This window comes from Rahnella sikkimica, assembly GCF_002951615.1.
GTDB classification, from domain to species: Bacteria; Pseudomonadota; Gammaproteobacteria; order Enterobacterales; family Enterobacteriaceae; genus Rahnella; species Rahnella sikkimica.
Genome location: NZ_CP019062.1, coordinates 4,361,531 through 4,382,851 on the forward strand (window position 1 = coordinate 4,361,531; position 21,321 = coordinate 4,382,851).

Annotated in this window: 14 protein-coding genes and 1 pseudogene; 12 read left to right on the forward strand and 3 right to left on the reverse strand. The window is 54.1% G+C overall.

Annotation, left to right across the window (positions count from 1 at the left end):
* Window positions 1-44: 44 nt before the first annotated feature.
* The gene (gene garD, locus BV494_RS20150) at window positions 45-1,616 is read right to left on the reverse strand and encodes a galactarate dehydratase (protein WP_104924433.1); all 1,572 of its coding nucleotides are present in this window, start codon (window positions 1,614-1,616) and stop codon (window positions 45-47) included.
* 499 nt (window positions 1,617-2,115) lie between these two features.
* On the opposite strand from garD, the gene garL reads away from it, so the two are divergent.
* The 4 genes from garL to BV494_RS20170 all read left to right on the forward strand — a co-directional run bounded on the left by garL (window position 2,116) and on the right by BV494_RS20170 (window position 6,493).
* On the forward strand, window positions 2,116-2,886 hold the full coding sequence (garL, locus tag BV494_RS20155; protein ID WP_104924434.1) for a 2-dehydro-3-deoxyglucarate aldolase: 771 nt from the start codon (window positions 2,116-2,118) through the stop codon (window positions 2,884-2,886).
* Window positions 2,870-3,808, forward strand: a complete 939-nt coding sequence (gene garR, locus BV494_RS20160) for a 2-hydroxy-3-oxopropionate reductase (RefSeq protein WP_226790095.1) — start codon at window positions 2,870-2,872, stop codon at window positions 3,806-3,808. The genes garL and garR overlap by 17 nt, the downstream gene beginning before the upstream one ends.
* A gap of 120 nt (window positions 3,809-3,928) precedes the next feature.
* Window positions 3,929-5,068: a glycerate kinase gene (locus BV494_RS20165; RefSeq protein WP_104924436.1), complete on the forward strand. Its 1,140-nt coding sequence runs from the start codon at window positions 3,929-3,931 to the stop codon at window positions 5,066-5,068.
* A gap of 117 nt (window positions 5,069-5,185) precedes the next feature.
* Window positions 5,186-6,493 carry an amino acid deaminase gene (locus BV494_RS20170; RefSeq protein WP_104924437.1) on the forward strand — a complete coding sequence of 436 codons (1,308 nt, stop codon included), beginning with the start codon at window positions 5,186-5,188 and terminating at the stop codon, window positions 6,491-6,493.
* Between the two features lie 23 nt (window positions 6,494-6,516).
* Here BV494_RS20170 and barA read toward each other — a convergent pair whose 3' ends face one another.
* A complete protein-coding gene (gene barA / locus BV494_RS20175; RefSeq protein WP_104924438.1) occupies window positions 6,517-9,267 on the reverse strand; it encodes a two-component sensor histidine kinase BarA in 2,751 nt (916 codons plus the stop codon).
* Between the two features lie 63 nt (window positions 9,268-9,330).
* Here barA and rlmD point away from each other — a divergent pair.
* The 6 genes and pseudogenes from rlmD to queE all read left to right on the forward strand — a co-directional run bounded on the left by rlmD (window position 9,331) and on the right by queE (window position 17,411).
* Window positions 9,331-10,076 (forward strand): annotated as a pseudogene (gene rlmD, locus BV494_RS20180) (23S rRNA (uracil(1939)-C(5))-methyltransferase RlmD).
* Window positions 10,077-10,085: 9 nt separating this feature from the next.
* Entirely contained in the window at window positions 10,086-12,323 is a 2,238-nt protein-coding gene (gene relA / locus BV494_RS20185) for a GTP diphosphokinase (protein ID WP_104924439.1), read from the forward strand.
* An 80-nt stretch (window positions 12,324-12,403) separates the two neighbouring features.
* Window positions 12,404-13,207, forward strand: a complete 804-nt coding sequence (mazG, locus tag BV494_RS20190) for a nucleoside triphosphate pyrophosphohydrolase (RefSeq protein WP_104924440.1) — start codon at window positions 12,404-12,406, stop codon at window positions 13,205-13,207.
* Between the two features lie 349 nt (window positions 13,208-13,556).
* Window positions 13,557-15,194, forward strand: coding sequence for a glutamine hydrolyzing CTP synthase (gene pyrG, locus BV494_RS20195; protein ID WP_104924441.1), 1,638 nt, complete (start codon window positions 13,557-13,559; stop codon window positions 15,192-15,194).
* Window positions 15,195-15,269: 75 nt separating this feature from the next.
* The gene (gene eno / locus BV494_RS20200) at window positions 15,270-16,574 is read left to right on the forward strand and encodes a phosphopyruvate hydratase (protein ID WP_104924442.1); all 1,305 of its coding nucleotides are present in this window, start codon (window positions 15,270-15,272) and stop codon (window positions 16,572-16,574) included.
* 165 nt (window positions 16,575-16,739) lie between these two features.
* Window positions 16,740-17,411: a 7-carboxy-7-deazaguanine synthase QueE gene (gene queE / locus BV494_RS20205; protein WP_101078526.1), complete on the forward strand. Its 672-nt coding sequence runs from the start codon at window positions 16,740-16,742 to the stop codon at window positions 17,409-17,411.
* 136 nt (window positions 17,412-17,547) lie between these two features.
* On the opposite strand, the gene queD is transcribed toward queE, so the two are convergent.
* Window positions 17,548-17,907: a 6-carboxytetrahydropterin synthase QueD gene (queD, locus tag BV494_RS20210; RefSeq protein WP_104924857.1), complete on the reverse strand. Its 360-nt coding sequence runs from the start codon at window positions 17,905-17,907 to the stop codon at window positions 17,548-17,550.
* A 168-nt stretch (window positions 17,908-18,075) separates the two neighbouring features.
* Between queD and BV494_RS20215 the strand changes: the two genes are divergently transcribed.
* Together BV494_RS20215 and cysJ are read left to right on the forward strand one after the other, a co-directional pair.
* Window positions 18,076-19,080, forward strand: coding sequence for a hypothetical protein (locus BV494_RS20215; protein ID WP_104924443.1), 1,005 nt, complete (start codon window positions 18,076-18,078; stop codon window positions 19,078-19,080).
* 345 nt (window positions 19,081-19,425) lie between these two features.
* Entirely contained in the window at window positions 19,426-21,228 is a 1,803-nt protein-coding gene (gene cysJ, locus BV494_RS20220) for an NADPH-dependent assimilatory sulfite reductase flavoprotein subunit (protein WP_104924444.1), read from the forward strand.
* The last annotated feature ends 93 nt before the right edge of the window (window positions 21,229-21,321 follow it).

The window sequence follows — 21,321 nt, forward strand, 5'->3', positions numbered from 1 at the left end:
CATCAGAAAACTGACGGGTGAAATCTTCCGGCAAACATTAAAACTCAGGTCACCGGAGCCGGGTTGAATACGGCGAGGGCGTTATGGATACCCCAGGTGTCGGACCAGGTTTTCTTGCGGCCGCTGGCGATGTCCAGAATAAAGTGGAACAACTCCCAGCCGACGTCTTCGATGGTGGCATCGCCGGTGGCAATAGTGCCCGCGTTGATGTCCATCAGGTCATGCCAGCGGTTGGCGAGCGTGGTGCGCGTCGCCATCTTAATGACCGGCACTGCCAGCAGGCCGTAGGGTGTCCCGCGACCGGTGGTAAATACCTGAACGGTAATGCCTGAAGCCAGTTGCTGGGTTCCGCAGACAAAATCGCTGGCAGGCGTGGCGGCGTAAATCAGGCCTTTTTTTGTCGGTCGCTGTCCGGGTGACAACACTTCCGAGATGGCGCTGGTGCCGGATTTGGCAATCGAGCCCAAGGCTTTTTCGACCACGTTCGCGAGGCCGCCTTTTTTATTGCCCGGCGACGGGTTGGCGCTGCGGTCAGTCTGACCCATCGACAGGTAATTATCGTACCAGGCCATTTCTTCCAGCAGGCGTTTGCCGACATCCACATCCGCCGCGCGCGGTGTCAGCAGATGAATGGCGTCGCGGACTTCGGTCACTTCCGAGAACATCACGGTCGCGCCGCAGCGCACCAGCAGGTCGGACGCAAAGCCGACCGCCGGATTCGCCGTGACGCCGGAGAACGCGTCGCTGCCGCCACATTGTGTGCCGACGACCAGATCCGACGCCGGGCAGGTTTCGCGCTGGCGACGGTTCAGGCGTTCCAGATGGAACTGCGCGACGGTGAGAATGTCGTCCACCATTGACTGGAAGCCGACGTGCTGTTCATCCTGCAAACGCACGATGTGGGTGTCATCGAGAGAAATCGCCTGCACGTCCGGTGTACCTTCCAGCAGACGTTCCGGCTGCAATTTCTCGCAACCCAGCCCGACCACCATCACTTCGCCACCAAAATTCGGGTTCAGCGCCAGATTGTGGATCGTACGGATCGGCACAATGGCGGCAGGTGCGTTGATTGCTACGCCGCAGCCGTAAAGGTGATTGAGCGCGACAACGCCGTCGACGTTGGGGAATTTGGGCAATAAATCACGTTCGATGATTTTCACCACGTAATCCACCACGCCCGCAACGCAGTGAACGCTGGTGGTGATCCCCAGAAGATTTTTCGTGCCCACGCTGCCGTCGGCGTTGCGATAACCTTCAAAGGTGTAGCCTTCCAGCGGTGGCAACAGTGGCGGAACGCGTGTCGCCAGTGGCAGGCTGCTGAGTTCCGGTGCAACCGGCAGTTCCACCAGGGATTCATCAATCCAGCCGCCTTGCGCGATGTCACGCACGGCATAACCAATGACTTCGCCATAACGAATAATATCGCCACCTTTCGCAATCGGGGCTAAAGCGACTTTGTGACCTTGCGGGATGTGTTCAATTAATTCCAGACCGTTAGAAAATCGGGTGCCGGCCTTTAAACCATTGTCATTCACAATAATAGCGACGTTGTCGCTTTCGTGAACTTTTATAAAAAGCGCGTCGGTTGCATGTTCTTTATCTTTATTACGTGACATAACTGTCTCCGCTTTATTAAATATTCCGAAAAAACGCTTCGGTTAATTCTCTGAACGTTCCGCTGACACTCTTGCTGTCCGTACAGAAGAGGGAGTTCATTATAAAGGACTGATACCGGAAGCTCATTGTGCAACTGACCAGCATTTCGCCTGCAGAGCGTCATTCTGTGGGGCAGGTGACAGATTAAACGTGATGAATATCACCCTTTGTTTTACGGGGATATCAGGTTTTCACAATCTGTGATTCTCCTCCCACGCTGATGTGTGAATGCAAAAGAATAGTCACAATAACATTACTCATTCTTGTGCGATTGCACAGTGTTATTTTGAGCCCTGTTTTTTATACTGTATTGGCTCTCCGGAGGCGGTGTGGAATACCCTGTGGGTTAATTTAAGGGAAGGATAAACGCACGGGTTTCGGTGTTTATATAAATTTTTCGCAGGGGGATAATATAAGTTTTAAAAATAAAACATTATTCCAAACTTAACGAGGTTAGCTATGAGTGATCAAATGATTCCAAACCGGTTCCGTCAGGACTTATTGCAGGGGAAAACCCTGATTGGCTGCTGGTCAGCGCTGTGTAGCCCGATCTCCACTGAAGTGCTTGGCGTGGCGGGTTTTGACTGGCTACTGCTGGATGGCGAACACGCGCCGAATGATGTGACGACGTTTGTTCCGCAACTGATGGCGCTGAAAGGCAGCCGCAGCGCGCCGGTTGTGCGCCCGCAATTTAACGATCCTGTCGTCATCAAACGGCTGCTGGATATCGGTTTCTATAACTTCCTGATCCCGTTCGTTGAAACGCAGGAACAGGCAGAACGAGCCGTGGCGTCTACCCGTTATCCGCCCGCGGGGATCCGCGGCGTTTCTGTTTCTCATCGCAGCAATATGTTCGGCACCGTGCCGGATTACTTCACCCGCATTAACGACAACATCGCGGTAATGGTGCAGATCGAAAGTCAGCAAGGTGTCGACAATCTTGACGCAATAGCGGCTGTCGATGGCATCGACGGCATTTTTGTCGGCCCGAGCGATCTGGCTGCGGCCATGGGGCACCTCGGCAATGCCGGGCACCCGGATGTTCAGGCGGCAATCCGCCACATTTTTGAACGTGCAAAAGCACACGGAAAAGCCAGCGGCATTCTGGCGCCGGTTGAAGCGGATGCGCGTCGCTATCTGGACTGGGGCGCAACGTTTGTTGCCGTCGGCAGTGATTTAGGCGTTTTCCGCGCCGGTACTCAGGCGCTGTGCGATCGCTTCACTCAGTGAACCGGTCTCATCACATCAATATAAAGAGGATACCCGAATGAAAATTGGCTTTATTGGTTTAGGCATCATGGGCAAACCTATGAGCAAAAACCTGCTGAAAGCAGGTTATGAGGTTGTCGTGATGGACCGTAATCAGGACGCGGTCGGCGAAGTGGTAAAACTGGGCGCAACGTCTGCGGAGACACCGAAAGCCGTCGCTGCGCTCTCAGACGTCATCATCACCATGCTGCCGAACTCACCGCAGGTCAAAGAAGTGGCGCTGGGTGAAAATGGTCTGATTGAAGGCGCGCGTCCGGGCACGATTTTCATCGACATGAGCTCTATCGCACCGCTGGCCAGCCGTGAAATAAGTCAGGCATTAGCCGCGAAACAAATCGCGATGCTGGATGCGCCGGTTTCCGGCGGCGAACCGAAAGCCATCGACGGCACCATGTCCGTCATGGTTGGCGGGGATAAAGCAGTCTTCGACAAATGCTTCGAGATTATGAAATCCATGGCCGGTTCCGTGGTGCATACCGGTGATATTGGCGCAGGCAACGTCACCAAACTGGCGAATCAGGTCATTGTGGCGCTGAACATCGCGGCGATGTCTGAAGCGCTGGTGCTGGCGACCAAAGCGGGTGTGAATCCTGATTTGGTTTTCCAGGCCATTCGCGGTGGTCTGGCAGGAAGTACGGTTCTGGAAGCAAAAGCGCCGATGGTGATGGATCGCAATTTCAAACCGGGATTCCGTATCGATCTGCATATCAAAGATTTAGCCAATGCGCTGGACACTTCTCATGGCGTCGGCGCGCAACTGCCTCTGACCTCGCTGGTCATGGAAATGATGCAGGCATTGAAAGCGGATGGTCACGGGCAATCTGACCATAGCGCCATTGCACGCTATTATGAAACCTTAGCGAAGGTTGAAGTTACCCGTTAGTCTGCGGTGGCAGCGTGGCCGAGAATCGTCAAACAGGCCGCGTTTCCCTTCAGGCAGGATGCAAAACTGACAGGACGCTTTCCCACATCGGCGCGTGCAGTTTATGAAGGTAATGACTTTATGAAAATAGTGATCGCACCGGATTCATACAAAGAAAGTTTGTCTGCTTTGGATGTGGCAAAAGCCATCGAGAGTGGTTTCCGTGAGATTTTCCCGGAGGCAGAGTACGTTAAGCTGCCGGTCGCTGACGGCGGCGAAGGCACTGTCGAAGCGATGGTGGCGGCAACCGGAGGCCGTGTGGTTAAGGTAAATGTCACCGGGCCGCTGGGCACGCCCCTTGAAGCTTTCTTCGGGCTTTCAGGCGATGAGAAAATCGCTTTCATCGAGATGGCGGCGGCCAGCGGGCTGGAAAGTGTGCCTGCCGCGCAGCGCAATCCTCTGAAAACGACCTCTTACGGGACGGGCGAGCTTATCCATTCTGCGCTCGACCATGGCGTGAAACATTGCATTATTGGCATCGGCGGCAGCGCTACCAACGATGGCGGGGCAGGCATGATGCAGGCGCTGGGCGCAAAACTGTTGACCAAAGAGGGCAAGCAAATTGGTCAGGGTGGCGGCGAGCTGGAGAAACTGCACCATATCGATATCAGCGAACTGGACCCCAGAATTAAAAAATGTCGCTTTGAAGTGGCCTGTGATGTCACCAATCCGCTGACCGGGAAAGACGGTGCTTCTGCGATCTTCGGGCCGCAAAAAGGCGCGACGCCGGAAATGATCGAGCAACTCGACGGCTATTTGCATCATTATGCGCGGGTGATCAAAAAGGATCTGGGCATCGATGTTGAGCATGTTCCGGGGGCCGGCGCGGCAGGGGGCATGGGTGCGGCGTTGTTCGGTTTCTGCCATGCAGAACTTCGTCAGGGCATTGAAATCGTGACCGACGCGCTGGGTCTCGATGCGCTGGTGAAAGATGCCACGCTGGTGATCACCGGTGAAGGCCGGATCGACAGCCAGAGCATCAACGGCAAAGTGCCGATTGGTGTGGCGCGGGTCGCTAAACGCTATAACAAACCCGTCATTGGTATCGCAGGCAGCCTGACCAAAGATGTGGATGTCGTTTACAGCCACGGTCTGGACGCCGTTTTCAGCGTGCTTTACAGCGTGTGTACGCTGGAAGACGCGCTGAAAAATGCCGCAGACAACCTGCGCAAATCTGCACGCAATATCGCCGCCACCATTAAGTTATCGCAAAACCTCTAGGCGAAAGCAGTCCACATAAAAAACCGGCGTTAAGGCCCAGCCTGCGCCGGTTTTTGTATTTTATTTGCGGCGATTTTACGTTAGGTTCTAGAGACATTTGCCAATGAGAAAACACGCATGTCAGAGACTGATTTTTCGAAGCAGCCGGTAGAAACTCAAACCAAAGGATTAGGAACGCTGAAAGCCGGTGCGCTGACGGGCGATATCCGCGCGCAGGGCTGGAACATTCTGCGTGAAGACGTCAGCCTGCCGGTTGCTGTTCTGCTTGAAGAAAGAATCGAACACAATCTTTCCTGGATGCGTGAATTTATCCAGCGCTACCGGCTTAAGCTGGCACCGCACGGCAAAACGACCATGAGCCCTGAGCTGTATCAGCTGCAAATGGAATATGGCGCGTGGGGGATCACGCTGGCCACCGCGCCACAGGTGAACGCGTCATTTCAGCACGGCGTCCGCAAAGTGATCATGGCGAATCAGCTGGTCGGCAAAGGCAATATGGCGATGATCGCCGGACTGCTGCGAGAAGATCCTGATTTTGATTTCACCTGCATTGTGGATTCCGCCGAAAACGCGGACGCGCTCGGGCACTATTTTGCGGGCCAGCAACTGAAACTCCGGGTCATGTTTGAATACGGGATTGCGGGCGGCCGCACCGGGATCCGCACAGTTCAGCAGGAAACTGATGTACTCGCCGCCGTGAAACGCTGGCCGCAATCGCTGGCGCTGGTGGGCGTCGAGCTTTATGAAGGGGTCAGCAATGACGAAGCGGTGATTCGCACTTTTCTGCGTCACGTTCTGGCACGCACGGAAGCGCTGGCGCAGGCCGGTGAATTCGCTGAACCCACGGTGATTTTAACCGGTGCCGGTTCGGCCTGGTTTGATGTGGTGGCGGAAGAACTGACGCGGGAAAACCCGCATCTGGATGCGCAAAAGCGTTATACGCTGGATGTCATTTTGCGTTCGGGTTGTTACGTCACGCATGACGTCGGTGCGTATCAGGCGGCGCTGGAGCGTATGCAAACCAGCAATCCGGTGGCGCGTGAGATGAACAGCAGTTTACAGCCCGCATTGCAGGTCTGGGCTGCGGTGCAGTCTTTGCCGGAGCCAGGCAGGGCGATTATCGCGTTAGGCAAGCGTGATGCGGGTTATGACGCCGGTTATCCGAAAGCCGCCGGGCATTTCCGTCCGCGCAGCGCCATGCAGGCCGGTTACACCACCGTGGTGCCTGCACCTGAGGACTGGAAGGTTTACGCGATGATGGATCAGCATGCGTTTATGTCGATCCCGGAAAATGCGGATCTGAGAGTCGGCGACATGCTGGTGTTTGATATCTGCCACCCGTGCCTGACGTTCGACAAATGGCGCCAGCTATTGCTGGTCAATGAACAATGGGATGTCACCGGCGCGGTGAAAACCTGGTTCTGATGTGCTGTTTTGGTTTTGCGGTTTTACCTCGGCAAATATGCCACCGCAGCCTGTTTCACATTTTCGATTTCGTCTAGCAACTCAAACCATTCAGGTTCCAGCGCTTCAACGCTCACGTCCTGACGCAGTTGCTGTTCGATGTAGAAACACAGCTGTTTCAGACGCGGTACGCCGCTGTAGCTACAGCTACCGTGCAGTTTGTGAATAAGCGCCAGAATATCGTCATCCGGCTCGTTACGCGTGATGGCTTCCACCCGCTCTGCAACTTGCGGCAGGAATTCCACCAACATTTGCAGTAAATCCTGCGCCAGCGCGACTTTATTGGCGGACTGGCTCAGCGCCAGCTGCCAGTCGAGTGTGCTGATTGGTGCGAGTTTTTCTTCGGTTTGTAACGGTGAATCCAGCTGCGTCTGATGAGAATAATGACGCGACAGCACATTTTTCAGCATGCTTTCGTCGATAGGCTTCGCCAGATAATCATCCATGCCGAGCTTCAGTAATTGCTCGCGCTCCCCGCTCAGTGAGTGTGCGGTCACGGCCACGACAGGCGTACTGGCATGGCGCGCCATCTGATGAATGATTTCGCTGGCGCGGATGCCGTCGATGTCGGGCATCTGAATATCCATCAAAATGATATCCAGATCGGTATGACGCGCGACGTCAATCGCTTCCTCACCGCTGTGGCAAAGCACAGTGGTTTCCACCAGTTCTTCGAGTAACGCGCCAATCAGTTTGAGGTTTGCCGGGTTATCGTCCACGGCCATTGCGGTCAGCGGCAGGCGCGAAGTGCGTCCTTCTTCGTTGTTAATCACCCTGACCGAGGTCTGTTGCTCTTTAAGCAGCAAAGGCAGCAGGCGGATGCTGGACATTGGTTTGATAAGACAAGCCTGTACACCGCGTCGTTTCAGCTCTTCGGCATCGACCTGGAACTGGCTCGGCAGTGCCAGCAGAAGATGCCGCGTCATGCTCAGCACTTTTTGCAGCTTGCCGTCGTAGTCGGACAGCGTCTGGTCGGGCATGACGGGAATGCTGCACAGCATCATGTCGTAATAGGCATCCGGCAGCGCCGCCAGCGTGGTGCGGTGAGTGACGTCAAGCGGCGTGGCCTGGAGGATTTCCATCGTAGCTTTGGCCGCTGCCGGGTTGGCTTCGACGTAGGCCAGACGTTTGCCTTCAAGGCCACTCATGGAAACCGGCGTCACGTGGCGGTTTTCATTGAGCTCCAGCGTGACGTGGAACCAGAACGTTGAGCCGCGGTTAATCTGGCTGTAGAAGCTGATATCGCCGCCCATTTCCTTGACCAGACGCTGGGTGATCACCAGCCCCAGACCGGTGCCGCCGTGACGGCGTGAAATGCTGGCATCCGCCTGACGGAAGGCCTGGAAAAGCTGCGACTGCTGGCGCTCGGAAATACCGATGCCGGTATCATGAATCTGGACTTCCAGCTCCACCTGCAAATTATTCTGTGAACGTAATTCCACATTGATATCAATGTTGCCGCTTTCGGTGAATTTAATCGCATTTCCCAGCAGGTTAGTGACCACTTGCTGCATGCGCATCGGGTCCCCGAGGACGTTTTCCGGCACGTTGTTATGCACGTTCAGGGTCAGCTCGAGGCCTTTATCGTGCGCGGTGTGGGCCAGCAGAATGACCACTTCGTCGAGCATTTCGTGCAGGGAGAACGGAATATGTTCGAGCACCAGTTTGCCGGCTTCCAGTTTCGAGAAGTCAAGAACGTCATTGATGATGGTCAGCAGGTGATTCGCGGAACGCTCAATGGTTTGCAGATAGTCCGCCTGCGTTGGCGAGAGCGGCGTTTTGAGCGTCTGACGGGTGAAGCCAATCACGCCGTTCAGCGGCGTACGCAGTTCGTGCGACATGTTGGCCAGGAATTCAGATTTAATACGCGCAGCTTCCTGCGCACGTTTTTTCGCGAGATCCAGCTCGACGTTCTGGATTTCCATCTGTTCAAGTGTTTCACGCAAATCTGACGTGGCCTGATCGATGTTCTGCTGCACTTCTTCGTGATACGCGGTCAGCGACATCGCCATCGAGTTGATGCCGTTTTTCAGCATGCTCAGCTCACCCGGCATATTCCCTTCCACACGGCTGTCGAGCTGCCCGCGACGGATCCGGTCAACGGTATTGACCATATTGCGGATGGGGCCGGTCACGTCGCGCATCAGACGGTAGGCGAAGAGGGTGGCGATCCCCAGACACAGCAACAGCAGCATGGTGGAAACAAACGCTTCCTGATATTGCGCGAGGCGAACGGAGCGCAAATCCAGCTCAATGGCGATATAACCCAGCATGTGTTCCGGCGACATCCTGAACGCTTCGTCATCCGTTTCCGTGTGGTTTTCGGCCTGAATCGGCGTGCGCAGAATTAACATATCGCCGGCGCGAACTTTCGTCAGATTACGCGGAATATCGTCGACACTTTTCACCTGCAACGGGCTGCCTTCGCGCAGCGAATTGGAGGTGGCGAACAGTTTGTTGTCACCGTCGTAGACGCTGATGCTGCGGACAATATCAGAATGATTGCGGTGAAGACGGCTGATCAGGCGCTTTACCGGTTCACGTTCACGGAACGTCAGACCATATTCGCTCGCGACCGCCAGCGGTTCGATAATGCTGGCTCCGGCGTCTGTCAGCTGGTTCTGCAACTCGTTGTAGCGGTGTACCACGAAGAAGGTGCTGAGCAGCAAACCGATCATTAACGTCGGTGCCAGAATCAAAATCATCATCCGTGCGCGAAGGCTATATTTGGTCATGAGGTTCCAATGTGGGAGAATTACCTAAAGTAAGCTTAATAAACCAGCGTGCAATCGACAATAATGGCTCAATTCTACTCTGCGAACCGTCGTGTGACGACCCGGCAAACGATAAGTGTGACCGCCACCGAACTTGATGCTTTCGGGCAGGGTGATGCGAGCCACAATGGCAAAGCCGTATTTGTCAGGGGTTTATTGCCTGACGAACAGGCGGAAGTCACTTTAACAGAAGATAAAAGTCAGTACGCCAAAGGACGGGTGAAACGTTTGCTGACGACCAGTGCGGCGCGCGTCAAACCGCGGTGTTCGCATTATTCGACCTGCGGCTGGCGCTGACGGCCGAAGATTGCGTGCTGGATTTGTTCTGCGGGATGGGAAATTTCACCCACCCGCTGGCAAAAAGAGCTAAGCAGGTTGTCGGCGTCGAAGGTATTGCTACACTGGTGGCGAATGGGCAAGATAATGCCCGGAATAATCGATTAGATAATGTGTCGTTTTTCCACGAAAATCTGGAAGACGATGTCAGTAAACAACCCTGGACGGCGCAAGGCTTCACGAGAGTCCTGCTGGATCCGGCCCGGGGCGGCGCTGCTGGCGTAATGGCGCATATTATTAAGCTTGCCCCTAGGCGCGTGGTGAATGTGTTCTGTAATCCCACGACATTGGCCAGGGACAGTAAAATTTTGTTGGAGGCGGGTTATCGCTTAGCTCAGGTTTGTATGCTGGATATGTTCCCGCACACCGGGCACCTTGAATCGATGGCTCTGTTTATCAACCCGTCTGATACAGGCGTTGTATCAGAAACGTAGGGAGAGGGTATGGTTGCGGTAAGAAGTGCACATCTGAATACGGCTGGCGAGTTTGCGCTCGACGACTGGATCAACAGTTTAGGGCTGTCCAGCCAGCAATCATGTGAGCGTTTAGCCGAAACCTGGCGCTATTGCGAGCAACAAACGCAGGGCCATCCTGACGCGTCACTTCTTCTGTGGCGCGGGCTGGAAATGGTTGAAATCCTCTCGACCCTCAGCATGGATAACGACAGTATGCGCGCCGCGCTGCTGTTCCCGCTGGTCGATGACGGCATCATCGACGAAGAAACCCTCACCCAGCAATTCGGCAAAGGCATCACGGATCTGGTTCACGGTGTCCGTGATATGGACGCCATCCGCCAGCTGAAAGCCACACAAAACGATTCGATGGGCTCCGAGCAGGTGGACAACGTCCGCCGCATGTTGCTGGCGATGGTGGAAGATTTCCGCTGCGTGGTGCTCAAGCTCGCCGAACGTATCGCGCATCTGCGTGAAGTCAAAGACGCGCCGGAAGAAGAGCGCGTTCTGGCCGCCAAAGAATGTACCAATATCTATGCGCCGCTGGCGAACCGCCTCGGTATCGGCCAGCTCAAATGGGAACTGGAAGATTTCTGCTTCCGCTATCTGCATCCCGATGAATACAAACGGATTGCCAAGCTGCTGCATGAGCGCCGTATCGACCGCGAGCAGTACATCGACGATTTCGTGTCGACCGTGAAAAACGCCATGCTGGAAGAAGGCATCAAAGTGGATGTCTATGGCCGCCCGAAACATATCTACAGCATCTGGCGCAAGATGCAGAAAAAATCCCTGTCCTTTGACGAGCTTTTCGACGTGCGCGCCGTGCGTATCGTGGTGGAGCGCTTGCAGGATTGTTACGCCGCATTGGGGATTGTGCACACGCATTTCCGCCATCTGCCGGATGAGTTTGACGATTACGTGGCCAACCCGAAACCAAATGGTTATCAGTCGATTCACACCGTGGTTTTGGGCCCGCGCGGTAAAACGCTGGAAGTGCAGATCCGTACCCGCCAGATGCATGAAGATGCCGAACTGGGCGTCGCCGCGCACTGGAAATACAAGGAAGGCACCGCCGTGGTCGGGGGCCGCAGCGGGGGTTACGAAGGCCGCATCGCATGGCTGCGTAAACTTATCGCGTGGCAGGAAGAAATGGCCGACTCGGGCGAAATGCTCGACGAAGTTCGCAGCCAGGTCTTCGACGATCGTGTTTACGTGTTTACGCCAAAAGGCGACGTTATCGACCTGCCGATGGGCTCAACGCCGCTCGATTTTGCTTACCATATCCACAGCGATGTCGGTCACCGTTGTATCGGTGCCAAAATCGGCGGGCGTATCGTGCCGTTCACCTATCAGTTGCAGATGGGTGATCAGATTGAAATCATCACCCAGAAACATGCGAACCCAAGCCGCGACTGGCTGAACCCGAGCCTCGGTTATGTCACCACCAGCCGCGGGCGTTCTAAAATCCAGAACTGGTTCCGTAAGCAGGATCGCGACAAGAACATTATTGCCGGTAAACAGATCCTCGACGATGAACTAGACCGGCTGGATATCAGCATCAAAGATGCTGAAAAACTGCTGATGCCGCGCTACAACGTGAACTCGCTCGACGAAGTTCTGGCCGCAATCGGCAACGGTGATATCCGCATCAATCAGATGATCAACTTCCTGCAATCGCAGCTGAAAAAGCCGAGCGCGGAAGAACTGGATAAAGAAGCGCTGCGCCAGCTGACGCAGAAAACCACACCGCCACCAGCACGTAACAAAGACAATGGCCGCGTTGTGGTCGAAGGCGTGGGCAATCTGATGCACCACATTGCGCGCTGTTGCCAGCCGATTCCGGGCGATGAAATCGTCGGCTACATCACGCAGGGGCGTGGGATTTCCATCCACCGCGCCGATTGTGATCAGCTGGAAGACTTGCGTTCGAATGCGCCGGAACGCGTGGTAGACGCCGTGTGGGGCGAAAGCTATTCCAGCGGTTATTCGCTGGTGGTGCGTGTCGTCGCGAATGACCGCAGCGGCCTGCTGCGAGATATCACGACCATTCTCGCCAACGAAAAAGTGAACGTGCTGGGCGTTGCCAGCCGCAGCGATACCAAACAGCAGCTGGCCACCATCGATATGGATATCGAAATCTACAACCCTCAGGTTCTGGGGCGCGTGATTGCCAAACTGAATCAGCTTCCGGATGTCATTGAAGCGAAACGACTGCACGGCAGTTGATTATCTTCATCTGAAGGCCCGCCAGTCGGGCCTTTCTTATTTTTATTCTGTCAGAAAAAATTTTAAAACGGATAGGCGCTATGACTGAAACTGCTTTGCAACGTTTGCTCACCATCATGAAAACTCTGCGCGACCCGCAAGCCGGTTGCCCGTGGGATAAAGAGCAGACTTTCGAGACCATCGCGCCGTATACACTGGAAGAAACCTACGAAGTGCTGGACGCGATTGCCCGCAAGGACTACGCCGATGTGCGTGACGAACTGGGTGACCTGCTGTTTCAGGTAGTGTTCTATGCCCAGATGGGCAGCGAGCAGGGATTGTTTGGATTCAACGATATCTGCAATGCGATTTCCGACAAACTGGAGCGCCGCCATCCGCAAATTTTTGGTGATGAAGCCGCGTGGTCGGAAGACGCCAGCAGCAAAGACGTGCTGGTGAAGTGGGAAGCACGTAAGGCGCTGGAGCGTGCGGATAAGTCGCTGCATTCCGCGCTCGATGATATTCCTTCTGCGCTGCCCGCGCTGATGAAGGCGCACAAGATTCAGAAACGCTGTTCGAACGTTGGGTTTGACTGGACGACGCTCGGGCCGGTGCTCGATAAAGTGTACGAAGAAATTGACGAAGTGATGTTTGAAGCGCGTCAGGCGGTTATCGACGAAGAAAAACTCGGTGAGGAAATTGGCGATCTGCTGTTTGCGACCGTTAATCTTTCCCGTCATCTCGGTCACAAAGCGGAAGACGCGTTGCAGGCCGCCAACCGCAAGTTTGAGCGCCGTTTCCGGCAGGTTGAGGAGATTATCCGCGGCAAAGGGTTAGCTATGGAAGACGCCACGCTCGAACAGATGGAAGCCGCCTGGCAGCAGGTGAAAAAGCAGGAAGGCTGATATCGGCGAGTGCGACTTTGATCGGCGACAAGATCTGAAAGTGCTGAAACGGTTAAGCTCAGTGTCATTCAGGGGCTAAAACGCTGATCTGCGAGCATTAAAGTCCAACAAATTGAAATCTAAGATGTTTTAGTGTGTCATGCGAACAGTAATGCACTTTTTACAGGCTAACTGTTTGTTTTTAAAAGACTGAGAGGGAAGGGCTGAAAGGCAAAACCCTTCTGAACTGACGGCAAGGAAACGATGATGGACAGCAAAACGATTATTTGTGGCGCACACAAGGTTCCGGTATACTGTTTTCCCGTCTTGGTTACTCCATCATCTTTAAACCTAACCTCTCAGGTTCAGCATGACAACTAATTATATTTTTGTGACCGGCGGGGTCGTATCCTCTCTGGGTAAAGGCATTGCCGCAGCCTCTCTGGCGGCTATTCTCGAAGCCCGTGGCCTCAACGTAACCATCATGAAACTGGACCCGTATATCAACGTGGATCCGGGTACGATGAGCCCAACTCAACACGGCGAAGTCTTCGTTACCGAAGATGGCGCTGAAACCGATCTCGATCTGGGTCACTACGAGCGTTTCATCCGCACCAAGATGACCCGCCGCAATAACTTCACCACTGGCCGTATCTATTCTGACGTGCTGCGCAAAGAGCGCCGCGGCGATTATCTCGGCGCAACCATCCAGGTTATCCCGCACATCACCAACAACATCAAAGAACGCATCATTGAAGGCGGCGAAGGCCACGATGTCGTGCTGGTTGAGATTGGCGGCACTGTCGGTGATATCGAATCCCTGCCATTCCTGGAAGCGATTCGTCAGATGGCGGTTGAAGTGGGCCGTGAACATACGCTGTACATGCACCTGACGCTGGTGCCTTACATGGCCGCTGCCGGTGAAGTGAAAACAAAACCGACCCAGCATTCTGTTAAAGAACTGCTGTCTATCGGTATCCAGCCAGATGTGCTGATCTGCCGTTCAGACCGTGCTGTTCCTGCCAACGAACGTGCGAAAATCGCGCTGTTCTGTAACGTGCCGGAAAAAGCGGTTATTTCCCTTAAAGATGTTGATTCCATTTATAAAATCCCGGCCCTCTTGAAATCCCAGGGTCTGGACGACTATATTTGTAAACGTTTCAACATCAACGTGCCGGAAGCAAATCTGTCCGAGTGGGAACAGGTTGTTTACGAAGAAGCCAATCCGGGCGGTGAAGTTACCATCGGTATGGTCGGTAAGTACACGGAGCTGCCAGACGCCTATAAGTCTGTGATTGAAGCGCTCAAACACGGTGGCCTGAAAAATCGCCTGACCGTGAACATTAAACTTCTCGATTCACAGGATGTCGAAACCCGTGGCGTCGAAGTGCTGAAAGGTTTGGATGCAATCCTGATCCCAGGTGGCTTCGGTTACCGTGGTGTGGAAGGGAAAGTCGCGACAGCCCGCTATGCGCGTGAAAACAACATTCCTTATCTGGGTATTTGTCTGGGTATGCAGGTTGCGCTGATTGAGTTTGCCCGCAACGTAGCTGGTATGGATAACGCCAACTCAACCGAATTTGTGCCAGACTGTAAGTTCCCTGTCGTCGCCCTCATCACGGAATGGCGCGATGAAGAAGGTAACGTCGAAGTACGTTCCGAAGACAGTGATTTAGGCGGAACCATGCGTGTGGGTGGTCAGCAATGCCACCTGAATGAAGGTAGCCTGGTTCGTGAGATGTACGGCGAGCCGACAATAGTTGAACGTCATCGTCACCGTTACGAAGTGAACAATATGCTGCTGAAACAAATCGAAGCCGCAGGTTTACGCGTAGCCGGTCGCTCTGGCGATAAGCAACTGGTGGAAATTATCGAGCTGCCAAATCATCCGTGGTTTGTGGCTTGCCAGTTCCATCCAGAATTTACGTCTACGCCGCGTGATGGTCATCCGCTGTTTGCAGGCTTCGTGAAGGCTGCCGGTGAGTATCAGAAGCGTCAGGTAAAATAAAATACAGGGGAAACGACGTGTCGCAGATGCGTCGTTTGTCTGAAGCTTTAGTTAACTTGTACTGAGGAAATCCTAATGTCCAAAATCGTTAAAGTCATCGGTCGCGAAATCATCGACTCCCGTGGTAACCCGACTGTAGAAGCTGAAGTTCATCTGGAAGGTGGTTTTGTTGGTCTGGCTGCTGCGCCATCAGGTGCTTCTACCGGTTCCCGCGAAGCGCTGGAACTGCGTGACGGTGACAAATCCCGTTACCTGGGCAAAGGCGTTCTGAAAGCCGTTGCTGCTGTTAACGGTCCTATTGCTCAGGCTGTATTGGGCAAAGACGCGAAAGACCAGGCTAACATCGATAAAATCATGATCGACCTGGACGGTACCGAAAACAAATCTAACTTCGGTGCTAACGCGATTCTGGCTGTTTCCCTGGCTGCTGCTAAAGCGGCTGCGGCTTCTAAAGGTCTGCCACTGTACGCACACATTGCAGAACTGAACGGCACCCCAGGCAAATACTCTATGCCACTGCCTATGATGAACATCATCAACGGCGGCGAACACGCTGATAACAACGTTGATATCCAAGAGTTCATGATTCAGCCTGTTGGCGCGAAAACGCTGAAAGAAGCCATCCGTATGGGTTCTGAAGTTTTCCACACCCTGGCTAAAGTTCTGAAATCTAAAGGCATGGGTACTGCTGTTGGTGACGAAGGTGGCTACGCGCCAAACCTGGGTTCTAACGCAGAAGCACTGGCTGTTATCGCAGAAGCCGTGAAAGCAGCAGGCTACGAGCTGGGTAAAGACATCACCCTGGCGATGGACTGTGCAGCATCAGAATTCTACAAAGACGGTAAATACGTTCTGGCTGGCGAAGGCAACAAAGCCTTCACTTCTGAAGAGTTCACTCACTTCCTGGAAGACCTGACCAAACAGTACCCAATCGTTTCTATCGAAGACGGTCTGGACGAATCTGACTGGGATGGCTTCGCTTACCAGACTAAAGTTCTGGGCGACAAAATCCAGCTGGTGGGTGACGATCTGTTCGTCACCAACACCAAGATCCTGAAAGAAGGTATCGACAAAGGCATCGTTAACTCCATCCTGATCAAATTCAACCAGATCGGTTCACTGACCGAAACTCTGGCTGCGATCAAAATGGCTAAAGATGCTGGCTACACTGCCGTTATCTCTCACCGTTCAGGCGAAACTGAAGATGCAACCATCGCTGACCTGGCGGTCGGTACTGCTGCAGGCCAGATCAAAACCGGTTCTATGAGCCGTTCTGACCGTGTTGCTAAATACAACCAGCTGATCCGTATCGAAGAAGCGCTGGCGGCACAGGGTACTCCTGCTCCGTTCAACGGTCTGAAAGAAGTTAAAGGTCAGTAATTACTGCCCCGTAACGCTTTCTTAAAAACCCGCTCCGGCGGGTTTTTTTATGCCTGAAAAATGGCGACGGGTAAATCTGCCATACTCATTTACAGCACAAGTTTGGCCTCACCCGTCTTATCTGTGATAATGCGCGCTGATTTTTTAGAGATGACTGAGAAAACGATGCAGTACCCGATTAATGAGATGTTCGAAACCCTGCAAGGGGAAGGTTATTTTACCGGCGTGCCGGCGATATTTGTGCGCCTGCAAGGCTGTCCGGTGGGTTGCAGCTGGTGCGACACCAAACACACCTGGGATAAAATTGCCGATCGGGAAGTCGATATGCAGCGCATTCTGGTCAAAACCGAAGAGAGCGATGCCTGGGGTAACGCGACGTCAGAACAGTTGCTGGACGTCATTGCACAGCAGGGTTACACCGCCCGTCACGTGGTGATTACCGGCGGCGAGCCGTGTATTTATGACCTGACGGAGCTGACTTCTTTGCTCGAGAAAAACGGCTTCAGCTGCCAGATTGAAACCAGCGGCACGCATGAAGTGCGTTGCTCAGTGAATACCTGGGTCACCGTTTCACCTAAAGTGAATATGCGTGGCGGGTACGACATTCTGCCGCAGGCGCTGAAACGTGCTGATGAAGTGAAACATCCGGTGGCTCGCCAGCGTGATATCGACGCACTGGAAGCCTTGCTGGAAACGCTGACCGACAGTAAATCACGCATTATCGCGTTGCAGCCTATCAGCCAAAAAGAAGAAGCCACCAAACTTTGCATTGCGACCTGCATTGCAAAGAACTGGCGGCTGTCGATGCAGACCCATAAATATCTCAACATCGCCTGATCCCCTGCATCCTTCGCGCTGCCTCTGCGTTGGCTGCTCTTATTCACCCCGGTCACTTACTGATGTAAGCTCCCGGGGATCATTCGTTTGCCGCCTTGATGCAACACGAATGATTTTGGGGATCGGATGGGATAGTTCAGCCTTTATAGACGCAACCCGCTGTGCAGGTTTCTTTCACGCGCACGGCGGAAAGCAAAGGCAACTTTGGCTTCATCTCATTCCAGATCCATTCCGCCAGCACTTCGCTGGTTGGATTTTCCAGGCCCTGAATATCGTTGAGATAATAGTGATCGAGGCGGTCCAGCGTCGGGTTGAATGCAGCTTTCAGATCGGCGAAATCCATTACCCAGCCTGTGTGCGGATCCACTTCACCGGTGATTTCTATACGAACGGTAAAAGAGTGGCCATGCAACCGGCCGCATTTGTGCCCGGCCGGGACGTTCGGTAAATGGTGTGCGGCTTCGAACTGAAAATCTTTAAATAGTGTGGTGGTCATGAGGCTGTCTCGTTGCTCGAAAAAACGCGGCATAGTACCGGAATACCGGCTGACGTGCCATGACTTAACTGCGCTTTTCTTCACCAAATCCTGACTTTTACTCTCTTTACTCCACCTGCATTGCTGGCTTACAGTGAGCCGGTAGAAACTAACCTGTTGAGATAGTGAATGATTACTGTGCTTCGTTGCGCTGTTCTGGCGCTGTTGTTCTCTGCTGGCGTGCAGGCAGAAACCACGGCCCCCGCACAGGAAGCCGCGTCCGCCGCGGCTAAAACCGTTCAGCCTGCTGTAAAAGTGCCACCCGTCGCCAAACCGGCTGCGGCCAAACTCCCGCTGGCTTTCCCTGCGGGAGCGGGCGTTATGCATGTCCCTCTGGCTCAGAGTAAGAAGACGCTGGAAGTCTTCACCTACCAGCCCGCCGGTGCCGATGAAAATACGCCGGTAGTGATGGTAATGACCGGCATTGACCGCAATGCGGCGACCTACCGTAATGACTGGATAACCGTCGCGGATCAGTACCACCTGCGGGTGATGGTGCCGCATTTCAGCGAACAGGAATTCCCCGGCGCGGCGGGTTATAACCTCGGGAATCTGGTGGACAGCAAAACGCACCGCCGTCTGCCGAAATCGCAGTGGGCGTTCAGCATGGTCGATAATCTGTTTACGACGTTGCAAAAGCTGGGCGTGACCAGCCAGAAGCAATACTATTTGTTCGGGAACAGCGCGGGCTGCCAGTTTGTTCACCGCATGCTGACATTATTGCCTGAGCCGAATGTCAAAGCTGCCGTCTGCGCCGCAGCGGGCTGGTGGACATTGCCGGACGCTGATCAGCGCTGGCCGTATGGTTTACGTGAATCGCCGGTGGCGGTTAACCAGCAACAGCTCAATGATTATTTTGCGAAACCGGTGCTGATTGCCGTGGGCGCTGAGGATGACGATCCGGAAAATCATCTCCTGCGTAAATCCAAACAGGCGATGGCGCAGGGGACTAACCGGCTGGAACGGGCGGAAAGCTATTTCACCACATCCCAGCAGCGTGCCGAACAGAACAACACGCCGTTTAACTGGCACTTTATGGACCTGTCTGACACCGGTCACAGCGGCAGTAAAATGTCGGTCTTTGCCGCCGGTCAGTTTGCGTGGTTCGAGCAGCATAACGCCTTCCATCTCTGAGACTTGAGCGTAAAAGCCGTGTCCTGAAAAAATTTCATCACCCCGCTCCGGCGGGGTTTTTCTTTTACTTTCCGTCACTTTGAAAATGCCCGCGAAGTGTGTGGGAAATTTTATAGCGATTTCAGTACGATAAAAAACTCCCTTTACCACTTTTTCAGATAGAACTTACCGCTAAATCCTCTTAGTCATTTTGGTTATTTATTATTTCCATCACTTCTTTAATTGTTATTATCCGGCTCGTTAACCTTACACTTTCTGAAGGTCTTTTCCGCGCGAAGGTATCCCCTGAAAGCCGCTGAAGGCCGGATTGATGACTGGCTTATGCATAAGGGAATTCGTACTGCGATGACGACTCAGGCTCCTCCAATTTCACTGCTCCCGCTGACCCCCGAGCAACTGGCACGACTTCAATCGGCAACGAGTGATTATTCACCGACTCAGATGGCCTGGCTTTCCGGTTATTTTTGGGGAATGGTTAACCAGCAACCGGGCGCTGTCGCCGCGCCTGCACCGGTGCAGGCAGCCGCGTCGATTACCCTGATTTCTGCCTCGCAAACCGGCAACGCGCGCCGCGTGGCTGAACAGCTACGCGATGACCTGATTGCCGCAAAACTGAATGTGAACCTGGTCAATGCGGGTGATTACAAATTCAAGCAAATCGCGCAGGAAAAACTGCTGCTGATTGTGGCGTCGACGCAGGGCGAAGGCGAACAGGCGGAAGAAGCCGTCGCGTTGCATAAATTCCTGCAATCGAAAAAAGCCCCGAAATTCACGGACACGGCCTTTGCGGTGTTCGCGCTTGGCGATACCTCTTATGAATTCTTCTGCCAGGCCGGTAAAGATTTCGATACGCGTCTGGGCGAACTGGGCGCAGAGCGTCTGTTAGACCGCGTGGATGCGGACGTTGAATATAAAGAGACGGCCGCCGGATGGCGTAAGCGCATTGTTGAAGTGCTGAAACAGCGCGTGCCAGCTGACACTTCCGCGCAAGCTGCGCCGACGCTGGCGGGCAGCGTGAATCAGCTCGACAGCAGCCCGTATACCAAAGAAGCGCCGCTGACGGCGACGCTGGCGGTGAACCAGAAAATCACCGGCCGCGATTCGGACAAAGATGTGCGTCATCTGGAAATCGATCTTGGTGATTCCGGCCTGCGTTACCAGCCGGGCGATGCGCTGGGCATCTGGTTTGAAAACGATCCGCAGCTGGTGCAGGAAGTCGTGGAACTGCTGTGGCTGAAAGGCGATGAGACGGTCGACATCAATGGCAAATCACTGCCGCTCTCTGAAACCCTTCAGCATCATATCGAGCTGACGCAAAACACCACGCCAATCATTGAGAAATACGCCGCGCTTTGCCGCGACGAACATCTGAACGGATTGCTGGCCGACAAACCTGCGCTTCAACAATACGCGCAAACCGTGCCGTTCGTTGACATGGTGCGACGTGCACCGACCGAACTCGACGCGCAGCAACTGGTGGATTTACTGCGTCCGCTGACGCCGCGCCTGTATTCGATCGCCTCGTCGCAGGCGGAAACCGAAACTGAAGTGCATATCACCGTCGGCGTTGTGCGCTATGACATTGATGGCCGCGCGCGTTCCGGTGGTGCGTCAGGGTATCTGGCCGACCGTCTGGAAGAAGACGGCGAAGTGAAAGTCTTTATCGAGCACAACGACAACTTCCGTCTGCCGGCTAATCCTGAAACGCCGGTCATTATGATCGGGCCGGGCACCGGGATTGCGCCGTTCCGCGCGTTCATCCAGCAGCGTGATAACGACGGGGCCAGCGGCAAAAATTGGTTGTTCTTCGGCAATCCGCACTTTACCGACGATTTCCTTTATCAGGTGGAATGGCAGCGCTACGTGAAAGACGGACTGCTGACGAACATCAGCCTGGCGTGGTCACGCGACCAGGCAGAAAAAGTTTACGTACAGGACAAGCTGCGCGAGAGCGGTGCTGAAGTCTGGCAATGGTTGCAGGAAGGCGCGCATGTCTATGTTTGCGGCGACGCCAACCGGATGGCGAAAGACGTTGAGCAGGCGCTGCTGGAGATCATTGCCGAGTATGGCGTGATGGATCTGGAAACCGCCGACGAATATCTCAGCGAGTTACGTCTGGATCGCCGCTATCAGCGCGACGTCTACTAATGCCCTGCATCCTTCAAATTGCAGGGGTGTTGGCTTCTTTCAGTCACCCGAATCACTGACTTGAGTCAGCTCATCGGGATTCCTTCATTTGCC